Origin of the sequence: Clostridium sp. AF32-7AC, assembly GCF_003477925.1 — a bacterium.
Classification (GTDB): domain Bacteria; phylum Bacillota; class Clostridia; order Lachnospirales; family Lachnospiraceae; genus Otoolea; species Otoolea fessa.
On the sequence record NZ_QUEG01000007.1, the window covers coordinates 86,367 to 97,891 of the forward strand.

At 46.4% G+C, this 11,525-nt stretch carries 14 protein-coding genes and 1 riboswitch; all 14 genes read left to right on the plus strand.

Going from position 1 to position 11,525, the window contains the following annotated elements; all coding sequences use genetic code 11:
• Window position 1: 1 nt before the first annotated feature.
• The 14 genes from secY to DWZ45_RS10915 all read left to right on the plus strand — a co-directional run bounded on the left by secY (window position 2) and on the right by DWZ45_RS10915 (window position 11,426).
• Window positions 2–1,318 carry a preprotein translocase subunit SecY gene (gene secY / locus DWZ45_RS10845; protein WP_107000793.1) on the plus strand — a complete coding sequence of 439 codons (1,317 nt, stop codon included), beginning with the start codon at window positions 2–4 and terminating at the stop codon, window positions 1,316–1,318.
• A 108-nt stretch (window positions 1,319–1,426) separates the two neighbouring features.
• Window positions 1,427–2,071 (plus strand): adenylate kinase, encoded by a 645-nt coding sequence (locus tag DWZ45_RS10850; protein ID WP_022360555.1) that lies wholly within the window; start codon window positions 1,427–1,429, stop codon window positions 2,069–2,071.
• Window positions 2,072–2,074: 3 nt separating this feature from the next.
• Window positions 2,075–2,824, plus strand: coding sequence for a type I methionyl aminopeptidase (gene map / locus DWZ45_RS10855; protein WP_118469072.1), 750 nt, complete (start codon window positions 2,075–2,077; stop codon window positions 2,822–2,824).
• Between the two features lie 254 nt (window positions 2,825–3,078).
• Window positions 3,079–3,351 carry a hypothetical protein gene (locus DWZ45_RS10860; protein ID WP_118469078.1) on the plus strand — a complete coding sequence of 91 codons (273 nt, stop codon included), beginning with the start codon at window positions 3,079–3,081 and terminating at the stop codon, window positions 3,349–3,351.
• Window position 3,352: 1 nt separating this feature from the next.
• Window positions 3,353–3,571, plus strand: a complete 219-nt coding sequence (gene infA, locus DWZ45_RS10865) for a translation initiation factor IF-1 (protein WP_022360552.1) — start codon at window positions 3,353–3,355, stop codon at window positions 3,569–3,571.
• A gap of 249 nt (window positions 3,572–3,820) precedes the next feature.
• Window positions 3,821–3,934, plus strand: a complete 114-nt coding sequence (rpmJ, locus tag DWZ45_RS10870) for a 50S ribosomal protein L36 (protein ID WP_003497809.1) — start codon at window positions 3,821–3,823, stop codon at window positions 3,932–3,934.
• Window positions 3,935–4,065: 131 nt separating this feature from the next.
• Complete coding sequence (rpsM, locus tag DWZ45_RS10875; protein WP_022360551.1) at window positions 4,066–4,434, plus strand: 30S ribosomal protein S13; 369 nt, start codon at window positions 4,066–4,068, stop codon at window positions 4,432–4,434.
• A 75-nt stretch (window positions 4,435–4,509) separates the two neighbouring features.
• The gene (gene rpsK, locus DWZ45_RS10880) at window positions 4,510–4,911 is read left to right on the plus strand and encodes a 30S ribosomal protein S11 (protein ID WP_022360550.1); all 402 of its coding nucleotides are present in this window, start codon (window positions 4,510–4,512) and stop codon (window positions 4,909–4,911) included.
• Between the two features lie 18 nt (window positions 4,912–4,929).
• Window positions 4,930–5,523 carry a 30S ribosomal protein S4 gene (rpsD, locus tag DWZ45_RS10885; RefSeq protein ID WP_107000789.1) on the plus strand — a complete coding sequence of 198 codons (594 nt, stop codon included), beginning with the start codon at window positions 4,930–4,932 and terminating at the stop codon, window positions 5,521–5,523.
• A gap of 126 nt (window positions 5,524–5,649) precedes the next feature.
• Window positions 5,650–6,612 carry a DNA-directed RNA polymerase subunit alpha gene (locus DWZ45_RS10890; protein WP_107000788.1) on the plus strand — a complete coding sequence of 321 codons (963 nt, stop codon included), beginning with the start codon at window positions 5,650–5,652 and terminating at the stop codon, window positions 6,610–6,612.
• 178 nt (window positions 6,613–6,790) lie between these two features.
• Window positions 6,791–7,327, plus strand: a complete 537-nt coding sequence (locus DWZ45_RS10895) for a L17 family ribosomal protein (RefSeq protein ID WP_022360547.1) — start codon at window positions 6,791–6,793, stop codon at window positions 7,325–7,327.
• Window positions 7,328–7,717: 390 nt separating this feature from the next.
• Complete coding sequence (gene spoIVB, locus DWZ45_RS10900; RefSeq protein ID WP_338126546.1) at window positions 7,718–9,025, plus strand: SpoIVB peptidase; 1,308 nt, start codon at window positions 7,718–7,720, stop codon at window positions 9,023–9,025.
• 214 nt (window positions 9,026–9,239) lie between these two features.
• A riboswitch (cyclic di-GMP riboswitch) is annotated at window positions 9,240–9,315 on the plus strand.
• 428 nt (window positions 9,316–9,743) lie between these two features.
• The gene (spo0A, locus tag DWZ45_RS10910; protein ID WP_117796494.1) at window positions 9,744–10,550 is read left to right on the plus strand and encodes a sporulation transcription factor Spo0A; all 807 of its coding nucleotides are present in this window, start codon (window positions 9,744–9,746) and stop codon (window positions 10,548–10,550) included.
• A gap of 207 nt (window positions 10,551–10,757) precedes the next feature.
• A complete protein-coding gene (locus DWZ45_RS10915; RefSeq protein WP_117796493.1) occupies window positions 10,758–11,426 on the plus strand; it encodes a hydrolase in 669 nt (222 codons plus the stop codon).
• Window positions 11,427–11,525 lie beyond the last annotated feature (99 nt).

An 11,525-nucleotide genomic window follows, 5' to 3' on the forward strand; every position in this document is an offset into this window, starting at 1 on the left:
TATGTTAAAAACGCTCCAGAATGCATTTAAGATAAAAGAGGTCAGAGAAAAACTCCTCTATACGTTCTTTATGCTGGTTGTGACCCGTATCGGATCGCAGCTGCCGATTCCCGGAGTTAATACAACATTTTTCCAGGAACTGTTTACAAGACAGTCCAATGATGCGTTTGGTTTCTTCAATACGATTACCGGCGGTTCGTTCACGAACATGTCGGTATTCGCATTGAGTATTACCCCGTACATCACTTCTTCCATTATCATGCAGCTTCTGACAATTGCAATTCCGAAATTAGAGGAAATGCAGCAGGAGGGCGAGGACGGAAGAAAGAAGATTGCGGAATATACGCGTTACCTTACGGTTGCACTGGCGCTGATGCAGTCCGTCGCTATGGCGATCGGTTTCGGCGGCAAGGGACTTTTAGTTGAGTTTACTGCCCTGAATGTGATTGTCGCTATTGTGACAATGACAGCCGGAAGTGCCATGCTGATGTGGATCGGTGAGCGAATCACCGAGAACGGCGTCGGAAACGGTATTTCTATCGTGCTTCTGTTCAATATCATTTCAACCATGCCAAGCGATATGATTACGCTCTATGAGCGTTTCCTGCAGGGCAAGATCGTGGCGGTTGCAGTTGTAACAGCCGTGATTATCGTAGCGGTTATCGTAGCGATGGTTGTATTTGTTATCATTTTACAGGATGCAGAGCGGAGAATTCCGGTTCAGTATTCTAAAAAGATGCAGGGACGTAAGATGGTTGGCGGTCAGTCCACAAGCATCCCGTTAAAAGTAAATACAGCAGGTGTTATTCCTGTTATCTTTGCTTCATCCCTGATGTCTTTCCCGGTGGTAATTGCTGGATTTTTCCAGGTTAATTATGACACCATCGGAGGAAAGATTCTTCTGGCTCTGAATTCCAGCTCCTGGTTTAATCCAGAGCGTCCGGCTTATTCAGTTGGTTTAATTGTCTACATCGCGTTGATTATTGTGTTTGCGTATTTCTACACATCCATTACATTCAACCCGCTTGAAGTAGCAAACAACATGAAGAAATCTGGCGGCTTCATCCCGGGCATTCGTCCAGGAAAGCCAACATCCGATTACCTGGATGGAATTCTGGAGTATATTATACTGATTGGTGCCTGCGGACTGATCATTGTCTGCCTGGTTCCGATTATTGTCTCTGGACTGTTCTCAGTGAGCCGTCTCTCCTTCGGAGGTACTTCTCTTATCATTATCGTAGGTGTAGTACTTGAGACAATCAAAGCAGTCGAATCACAGATGCTGGTTCGCAACTATAAAGGATTCTTAAACGACTAAGACAACTCGCTTTCTGGGCGGGAGCTTGCTTACTTTACGGCTGGAGGTGGCCGGAGACAGCTCCTGCCTGGAGGCGATTCTGTTGTATATAGGGAGATTGTAACCATTATGAAGATTGTTATGTTAGGAGCACCGGGAGCCGGAAAAGGAACACAGGCTCAGAGAATTGCAGAAAAATACGGCATTCCGCACATTTCTACCGGAGATATTTTCCGTTCCAATATCAAGGCAGGCACAGAGCTTGGTAAAAAAGCAAAATCGTTCATCGATCAGGGCCTTTTAGTACCGGACGAGGTAACGATCGGCATGCTTCTTGACCGGATCCATGAGGCTGACTGCAAGAACGGCTATATTCTGGATGGATTCCCAAGAACGATCCCGCAGGCTGAGAGTCTGACAGAGGCACTGGCAGCAAACGGCGAGGCGATTGATTTCGCGCTCAACGTAGATGTGCCGGATGCAAACATCGTAAACCGCATGGCAGGACGCCGTGCGTGCTTAAAGTGCGGCGCTACCTACCACATCCAGTTCGCAGCACCGAAAAAAGAAGGAATCTGCGACAAGTGCGGTTCTGAGCTGGTGCTTCGTGATGATGACAAGCCGGAGACTGTACAGAAACGTCTGGAAATATACCATGACCAGACACACCCGCTGATCGAGTACTATGAGAAGAAGGGCGTTCTTCATACGGTAGACGGTACACAGACCATGGAAGACGTATTCAAGAACATTACGGATATTTTGGGAGCTTAAAACATGGCAGTGACGATAAAATCTCCCAGGGAGATTGAACTGATGCGTGAGGCGGGAAGAATTCTCGCCAAAACGCATGAGGAACTGGCGAAGAATCTTCGGCCGGGTATGTCCACCTGGGATATTGATCATATGGGAGAGGAAATCATCCGGAGTTACGGCTGCATTCCCTCGTTCAAAAATTACAACGGCTATCCCGCATCGATCTGCGTCTCTGTCAATGATGAGGTTGTACATGGAATCCCGCACAAGGAACATTTTCTCGATGAGGGAGACATCGTCAGTCTGGATGCAGGAGTGATCTACAAAGGATACCACTCAGACGCAGCCCGGACTTACGGCATCGGAGAGATCGACGATGATGCCAAAAAACTGATTGAAGTTACCAGACAGAGCTTCTTTGAGGGAATTAAATTTGCCAAAGCTGGCAATCATCTCAATGACATCTCTGCAGCGATCCAGAAATATGCCGAAAGTTTCGGTTTTGGTGTTGTCAGGGATCTGGTTGGTCATGGAATCGGTTCCCATCTGCATGAGGATCCGGAGATTCCGAATTTTGCAAGAAAAAGAAAAGGAATTCTCTTACAGCCCGGCATGACGCTCGCGATCGAGCCGATGATTACCGAGGGCAGCTACGAAGTAGTCTGGCTCGATGATGACTGGACCGTCATGACGGAAGATGGCGGCTGGGCTGCTCATTATGAAAATACGATTCTAATTACAGAAAATGAGCCTGAGATTCTGTCGTTATAGATAGAAAATAGGAAAGAACCTTTTGTGAAATTCGAAGCGTTGATTTGGCTGGCTTCAGCTGGCTGCCACTGGTTATTTCTCCAAACTGGTTGCACTTTGTGAAATGGACAAAAATCGTTTGTTTCAGACAAACCTGCATGTTTTTTGGATGTTTCAGGCAGAGTGGGAGAAATGGCAGCGTATCTGCTGGAGCTACGTCAATCAGCAGCGATGTTTTTTAGAAAGTGTCTGTCTAAGCAGAAACGGAGATCAGAATGACGGAATATGGAATGGCCTGTCTAGTCCGCTCGCTGGCGGGGCATGACAAAGGCAATTATTATATCATAGTCAGAGAAGATGCACGCTACGTGTATCTGGCAGACGGACGCACTAAAACCGCCGCCAAGCCGAAACGCAAGAAGAGAAAGCACGTGCAGTTCTCCCACAAATGGGATGAGGCGCTGGCAGCCCAGTTTGCGGACGGCGCGGCAGTCCAGGATGAAGCGATCCGCTATTTCATTCAGAAATCATTGCAGGGAGGTATATAGAATGTCGAAAGCAGATGTAATTGAGATTGAGGGCGTAGTAGCAGAGAAGCTGCCGAACGCTATGTTTAAGGTAGAACTGGAAAACGGACACATCGTACTTGCTACGATCAGCGGAAAACTCCGTATGAACTACATCCGTATTCTGCCGGGCGATAAGGTTACAATGGAAATGTCGCCATACGATCTCTCTAAGGGAAGAATCATTTGGAGAGATAAATAAAGACCAATCCATTTTTCTCAATAAAAATATTGAGAGAAGTGTAAATTTCGCTTGCATTATAGGATTTTAAATGTTATAATGCTTTAGCGAACTTTGTTGAAGCATCAGGTAAGATCCGCCCTTTTGTCCTCTCACGGCAGGGGGATGGAACGAGTCTGTTGTACCTGTAAGTCCGACACAGGACTACAATAGGTTATAAAAAATTGTATGTCCGAGATTGGACGGACTATTACGGAAAGGAGAATTGCTGTGAAGGTTAGATCATCGGTTAAACCAATTTGCGAAAAGTGCAAGATCATCAAGAGAAAAGGCAGTATCAGAGTAATCTGTGAGAATCCGAAGCACAAACAAAGACAGGGCTAATTTGATTTAGCACCTATTTTTTCGCGTGGCTTTCTATTATGAACCACTCGGATGAGTTGTTCAGTAGTTTAAGCAAATTTATACATTATCAACGAAGAAGTAAGAAAAACTAATGGAGGTGTACTACACACATGGCTCGTATTTCAGGTGTCGATTTACCAAGAGAGAAACGCGTAGAGATCGGCTTGACTTACATCTACGGTATCGGTAGAGCAAGTGCAGCCCGTATCCTGGCCGAAGCTGAAGTTAATCCTGACACTCGTGTTAAGGACTTAACTGACGACGAAGTTAAGAAGCTTGCGGCAATCATCGCTGACAGTCAGGTGGTTGAGGGTGATCTGAGAAGAGAGATCGCTATGAACATCAAGAGACTGCAGGAGATTGGATGCTACAGAGGCATCCGTCATAGAAAGAGCCTTCCGGTTCGTGGTCAGAAGACAAAGACCAACGCTAGAACTCGTAAGGGTCCGAGAAAGACAGTAGCAAACAAGAAGAAATAATTAAGTAACAAGGAAACTGAATCAGGTTAGGTTTAGCAACAGGATTCAATATTTGAGAAAGTAGGTTAGTTTAAAATGGCTAAAAAAGTGTCCACTGGCAAGAAAGTGACAAAAAAGCGTGTAAAGAAAAACGTTGAACGCGGACAGGCGCACATCCAGTCATCTTTTAATAACACAATCGTTACTTTAACAGATGCACAGGGTAATGCCTTGTCATGGGCAAGTGCAGGCGGTCTGGGATTTAGAGGTTCAAGGAAATCTACTCCATATGCAGCTCAGATGGCTGCAGAAACTGCAACGAAGGCAGCTCTTATCCATGGCTTAAAGTCTGTAGACGTTATGGTAAAAGGTCCGGGATCCGGTCGTGAAGCAGCAATCCGTGCTCTTCAGGCATGTGGTCTGGAAGTAACAAGCATTAAGGACGTAACTCCGGTTCCGCATAACGGATGCCGTCCGCCGAAACGTAGAAGAGTCTAATTAGGAGGTGCAAGTAAAGTGGCAGTAGATAGAGTTCCTGTACTTAAAAGATGTAGATCTCTTGACCTTGATCCGGTTTATTTAGGAATCGACAAGAAATCAACGAGAAAATTAACGAGAGCCAACAGAAAGATGAGCGAGTATGCACTCCAGCTGAGAGAGAAGCAGAAAGCAAAATTCATCTACGGTGTGTTAGAGAAACCGTTTAGAAATTACTATGCAAAAGCATCCAGAATGAACGGTCAGGTCGGTGCTAACCTGATGATCCTTCTGGAGTGCAGACTGGATAATGTATTATTCAGAATGGGCTTTGGCCGTACAAGAAAAGAGACACGTCAGATCGTAGATCACAAGCACGTTCTCGTAAACGGCAAGAGCGTAAACATCCCGTCCTACTTAGTTAAGGCTGGCGATGTAATCGAGATCAAAGAGAAGTATAAATCTTCACAGAGATATAAAGATATCGCTGAGGTAACCGGCGGAAGAATGGTACCGGCATGGCTGGAAGTTGACGCTGAGAACCTGAAAGGTACTGTTAAAGAGTTACCGAGCAGAGACGAAATTGACGTTCCTGTAAACGAAGTGCTTATCGTCGAGCTGTACTCCAAATAATAAGAAGTATTACTATTATGTTAGTCCAGAATCTCCCATGTATCTGCTTTGGCAGCTGCTTGGGAGATTCCGAGACTACAAGAGTATGGCAGACCCTCAAAAATGTTCCCAAAAGGAGGGGCTATCGTGTTCGATTTTGAAAAACCAAAAATTGAAATTGCTGAGATTTCCGAAGACAAAAGATATGGCAAATTTGTGGTTGAACCGCTGGAAAGAGGCTATGGTACCACATTAGGCAATTCTTTAAGAAGAATTATGCTTTCCTCTTTGCCTGGTGCAGCAGTAAGTCAAGTGAAAATCGACGGCGTTTTGCATGAGTTCAGTTCTATCCCTGGTGTAAAAGAGGATGTAACTGAAATTATCATGAACATCAAGAGTCTGGCGATCAAAAACAGCAGCGAGACGAATGAGCCGAAGACGGCTTATATCGAGTTCGAGGGCGAAGGCGTCATCACAGCAGCTGACATTCACGCTGATTCTGACATTGAGATTTTGAATCCGGACCAGGTCATCGCTACATTAAGCGGCGGCGCGGACAGCAAATTCTACATGGAGCTGACGATCACGAAGGGCCGCGGCTACATCAGCGCAGATAAGAACAAGAGTGAAGATCTTCCGATCGGAGTTCTGGCTGTTGATTCTATCTACACACCGGTGGAGCGTGTCAATATGACCGTTGAGAACACCCGTGTGGGTCAGGTGACAGATTATGATAAGCTGACATTAGATGTATACACAAATGGAACGCTGGCACCAGACGAAGCTGTCAGCCTGGCAGCAAAGGTTCTGAGCGAGCATCTGAACCTCTTCATTGACCTTTCCGAGAATGCCAAGACCGCAGAGGTTATGGTAGAGAAGGAAGACAACGAGAAAGAGAAAGTGCTTGAGATGAACATCGACGAGCTGGAGTTATCCGTTCGTTCTTACAACTGTTTAAAGAGAGCCGGAATCAATACAGTGGAGGAGCTGTGCAACCGCACACCGGAAGATATGATGAAAGTCAGAAATCTGGGCCGCAAATCCCTGGAAGAGGTTCTTGCAAAACTGAAAGAATTAGGTCTGCAGCTCAACCCGAGCGAAGAGGCTTAAGATACCGCGTGGGTGGACGTGCTTTGCAGTGCGTCCCTTTCATGCAGATACGGGGACGGGTAAGTCCGAATGGCACAGGTCCCTGCATAACCATCAAACAATTATATTTTATATAGCAGACATTCAGTAAGTCCAAAGGGCATGAGTGTCGGCTTCCGCAAATGGAGGAGAAAGAATCATGGCAGGATATAGAAAACTTGGAAGAACTTCCAGTCAGAGAAAAGCAATGCTGCGCAGCCTGGTAACCGCACTGTTATTCAACGGCAAGATCGTTACCACTGAGGCAAGAGCAAAAGAAGTGAAGAAGATCGCTGAGGGTCTGATCGCTCTGGCAGTAAAAGAGAAAGATAACTTCGAGACCGTTAAAGTTACCGCTAAGGTAGCTCGCAAAGACGAGAACGGCAAGAGAGTAAAAGAAGTTGTTGACGGCAAGAAAGTTACCGTTTACGACGAAGTAGAGAAAGAGATCAAGAAAGATAAAGCTTCCAGACTTCACGCTAGAAGACAGATGCTGAAGGTTCTCTACGATGTAACAGACGTTCCGACTGCAAGAGCAGGCAAGAAGAAAAACACTAAGAAGGTAGATATGCCGGCTAAGCTGTTTGATGAGCTTGCACCGAAGTACGCTAACCGCAATGGTGGTTACAGCCGTATCGTTAAGATCGGTCAGCGTAAGGGCGACGGCGCTATGGAAGTTCTGTTAGAGCTGGTATAATTTAGATAGATTCGTTTGTTTAAGTTGTATCAAATCTTCGTTCTTTTACGCAAGTTTTGAATCATAAGATGATTTTATACCCCCGGTTTGGGAGACAGAGAAATCTGTCTTCTGAACCGGGTTTTTTGACGTTAGAATGGAATTTTTCAGGTTTTCCATTTACCTTGAGAAAAAGTCAGGGTTTTAATAACACTTGAATGAAAAAAATAGAAAGAATGGCGCAAAAATAGCAGACTGAATTTTACGGTTTTCCGCATACTAGGATTAAACGATTTTATCGAACAAGTTCTTGGATTCAAACAGAGTGTACATCTGCATTTCGTTGAGATTCGCCGCAGTGCGGAATCTACGGAACGGGGGAGGTACATAAGAGTAGAAGGAGGAAAAACCGTGCGAAAAAACTCTGGTATGTGGAAAACAATAAGTCGGAAGGAAAAACTTCGCCGTGTTCTGCTGATAATCTTTGGTGCGGGGGTCATTGCGCTTGCCGGTGTGTCTTATCAATATGTGAAGAACGCGGTTCCCGACCGCATCAATGTGGTGGTGGATCGGCAGGAGCAAGTTCGCTTTGGGCTGCCGTTTCGGGCATTGCTGGAAAGTGAGAGCGAGGAGGTGGTTCTAAACGGCAGCTCTAAAATTCCGTCCGACCAGATCCATCTGCAGCTCAACCAGCCCTTTTCCATCTATTCTGAACAGGAGGGAACGTACCGTTTAAGTCTCAAACTCTTTGGAATATGGAAATTAAAGGATATCGAGGTAGATGTGTCGGACGTCCAGTACGCGGTTCCCTGTGGGCTGCCGGTGGGTATTTACATGAAATCCGATGGACTGATGGTGATTGGAACCGGAAGGGTGACGGCACAGACGGGGGAAGTGATAGATCCGGCGGACGGGATCCTGCGTTCTGGAGATTATATCGAGGCAATCAACGGGACGCCGGCGACGGACAAGAAAGATATGATACGGGCGGTCAAGGAAGCGGGAAATATGGCTCTGACACTTTCAGTGCGCCGCGAGGGAGAGACGATGGATGTACAGATGACGCCGGTACAGACGCAGGAGGGAGACTATAAGCTTGGGCTGTGGATCCGCGACGATACGCAGGGCATCGGTACGATGACCTATGTATGTGCTAACGGCGCGTTTGGAGCGCTGGGACACGGTATCAGCGACGGCGACACGGGACTTCTGGTGCAGACCTCCGGCGGCGAACTATACGATACGGAGATTCTGGGCGTGGAGAAGGGAAGTTTCGGAAAGCCGGGCGTGATGTCGGGCGTTATTTACTATGGAAATCAGTCGCGGCTGGGAAGTGTGGAGGCGAATACGGATCAAGGCATTTTCGGGACGGCAAATCCGCGCTTTTTAAGCCGGGTAAAGAACCCTGCAATTCCGATCGGTTACCGTCAGGACGTCAAAAAAGGCCGTGCCTGCATCCGCAGCAGCGTGTCCGGGGAATTGAAAGACTACGAGATTGAGATTCAGAAAATAGACCACTCTTCCAACCGCCACAACAAGGACATGGTCATCCGCGTAACCGATCCGGAACTTCTGTCCCTGACCGGCGGGATCGTCCAGGGCATGAGCGGCAGCCCCATCATCCAGAACGGAAAACTCATCGGAGCAGTCACGCACGTTTTTATTCAGGATTCGACGCGAGGGTATGGGATTCTGGTGGAGAATATGCTGGGACATTGAATCTGGATGCAAAGTAACTGTTTACAAGTGGGAATTTTCTGGACTGAAAATTCCATATGATACAGTTCTGGCAGCAGATTTTGCCGATTTTGAATACGCAGCATCGGCAAAATCCTGTTGCTGGGCACACGTGTGTGAACAGTAACATGCAAAGTACAAAGTTTTTGCTCTCTTTATTGACAGGATATAAAAAAAGCGTATATAATAGAGCAAATTACATATTTGGCAAAACAGTTGAAAAGCTGCGACGCAAAGCTATAGGGCCTGTAAAATGGCAGCCAGTTGCATTAACACGATAACAGAGTATGTTATAGTTGTATGGCTATGGCGTAACTCTGTTTTTTTATAGGAATTTATCGAAACTTGATCTGCAAAGATGGAATTTTCATGTTCAGAAACCGGTCGTGGAGGCTTTTTAATTGCGTGTATTTTGTGTGTCTTTCGACCGGAATCGGTAAAACGTGGTGATAAGGGATCGTTAGATAGGCGTATGGCGGCTGGGCGGTAGAAGGTTTATAGCGGAATCTTAACAGATACGGTTAGCTACAATACATGCTTATATATAGTTTGCATCTTGTGTAATTTATTTTGCATCAAAAGAATTGATAGACAAAATGAGCGTTGAGTGTCGAACTGCGCGATCAAAACGAGTTGAAACTTGTTAAAAAAAGAATTTATAATTATTTTAATCATCACAGGTGCCGAGGAGGAGAATATTATGGCAGAAATGAAGATTGCGATCGCAGAGGATAATCGTCAGGCATTGGATATGCTTGGAAATATACTGGAAAGTGATAAGGAGATTCAGGTGGTCGGAAAAGCGGAAAACGGAACCGATGCCTATAATATGATCGTAAAGACAAAGCCGGATATTGTATTTCTGGACGTAGTGATGCCGGGAATGGATGGAATTTCGGTTATGGAGCGCATCAAGACAAATCAAGACTGTTCAGCTGACACTTCCTTTGTTATGATTACAGCTGCGAGCAGCGAGAATCTGACAGCGGATGCTTTTCGGATGGGCGCCTGTTATTACATAGTAAAGCCATTTTCGAAGGAGGCGGTTTTAGACAAGGTACATCGCCTGAAGAATTACAGGAACCGCGCTTCGACCCTGGCGGGCAACCGGAAGGTGGAGCCGTATATGGTGTCGGCGGAATATGAAAGACAGAATCTGGAGAGCGATGTGACGCAGATTCTGCATGAGATTGGGATTCCGGCTCATATTAAGGGATATCAGTACCTGCGGGATGCGATTATTTTGTCAGTCAGTGATAAAGAAATGCTCGGTTCTGTGACGAAAATCCTGTACCCGACCATCGCCAAGAAGCGCCAGACCACTTCAAGCCGTGTCGAGCGGGCAATCCGCCACGCGATTGAGGTCGCATGGAGCCGCGGCAAGATGGACACGATCAACGATCTATTTGGATATACCGTCAGCACAGGGAAAGGAAAGCCGACCAATTCGGAATTTATCGCATTGATTGTTGACAAGATTTGCCTGGATTATAAGCGGGATGTATAAAATCGTGCGGTGCTTTTTGGAGCCGAAAGTGCTGTAAGCCTTTTTAACACGATTGTAACACATTTATGAAAGTGACTGATTGCATGGGTAAATGTGTGTATGATAAGATAAAGGGGAAATAAAAGATGCAGGACTGAAAAACTGCCCCTGTATAAAACAGCTGGACAGAGAGGTCAGGAAAGCAGCTAAAAGAACGGAGAATTGCCTATGAAAAAAAAAGTACCGGCGTACAATGGAACCCTGCGGGATCACACGATTATGTGTCCGTATTGTATCAGTGAATGTTCAGGAATCCGCATCTTTGGAAAGCGTATCAAATCGATCGCCTTCTCAACGGATGTGGCAATCATCAAAAATATCAACGCGGATGCGATCATCGCAGTTTATCCGTTTACTCCGCAGGCAGCTATCTCACAGTCGATCATCAGCATCTCGGATGTGCCGGTGTTTGTCGGGGTCGGCGGCGGTCTGACCGGAGGAAAGCGTTCCGTCCGTCTGGCGCTTCAGGCAGAACATCAGGGAGCCTACGGTGTAGTGGTCAATGCGCCGATCGCGGATGAGGTCATCACGGAGATCAAGCGGGTGGTTGACATTCCGGTCATTGCGACGATTGCTTCGGTTCACACGGATGTCCGCCGCAAACTGGAGGCGGGAGCCGATATTTTAAATGTATCAGGCGCTGCCGCCACCGCATCGATGGTAGCCGAGATCCGGAAGGAGTATCCGGACGTTGCCATTATCGCGACCGGAGGACCGACTAATGAATCGATTTTGGAGACGATCGAGGCAGGAGCCAATGCGATCACGTACACGCCGCCGTCCAACGGCGAGCTGTTTGCGCGGACGATGAAGAAATACAGGGAGATCAATCCCTGATTATACAAAAGCCGGGGCCGAAGAGAAAACATAATTTCCTTTTCGGCTCCGTCTTTTATTTTTGTTTCATAGGAAGCGGTAAAATTTATAATTCATCCG

What these genes read in the sequence shown, in the direction of transcription:
- secY (WP_107000793.1), top strand. Translation starts at nt 2, where the DNA reads ATGTTAAAAACGCTCCAGAATGCATTTAAGATAAAAGAGGTCAGAGAA.
- rpsM (WP_022360551.1), top strand. Translation starts at nt 4,066, where the DNA reads ATGGCTCGTATTTCAGGTGTCGATTTACCAAGAGAGAAACGCGTAGAG.
- map (WP_118469072.1), top strand. Translation starts at nt 2,075, where the DNA reads ATGGCAGTGACGATAAAATCTCCCAGGGAGATTGAACTGATGCGTGAG.
- DWZ45_RS10895 (WP_022360547.1), top strand. Translation starts at nt 6,791, where the DNA reads ATGGCAGGATATAGAAAACTTGGAAGAACTTCCAGTCAGAGAAAAGCA.
- DWZ45_RS10850 (WP_022360555.1), top strand. Translation starts at nt 1,427, where the DNA reads ATGAAGATTGTTATGTTAGGAGCACCGGGAGCCGGAAAAGGAACACAG.
- infA (WP_022360552.1), top strand. Translation starts at nt 3,353, where the DNA reads ATGTCGAAAGCAGATGTAATTGAGATTGAGGGCGTAGTAGCAGAGAAG.
- spo0A (WP_117796494.1), top strand. Translation starts at nt 9,744, where the DNA reads ATGGCAGAAATGAAGATTGCGATCGCAGAGGATAATCGTCAGGCATTG.
- rpsK (WP_022360550.1), top strand. Translation starts at nt 4,510, where the DNA reads ATGGCTAAAAAAGTGTCCACTGGCAAGAAAGTGACAAAAAAGCGTGTA.
- DWZ45_RS10915 (WP_117796493.1), top strand. Translation starts at nt 10,758, where the DNA reads ATGAAAAAAAAAGTACCGGCGTACAATGGAACCCTGCGGGATCACACG.
- DWZ45_RS10860 (WP_118469078.1), top strand. Translation starts at nt 3,079, where the DNA reads ATGACGGAATATGGAATGGCCTGTCTAGTCCGCTCGCTGGCGGGGCAT.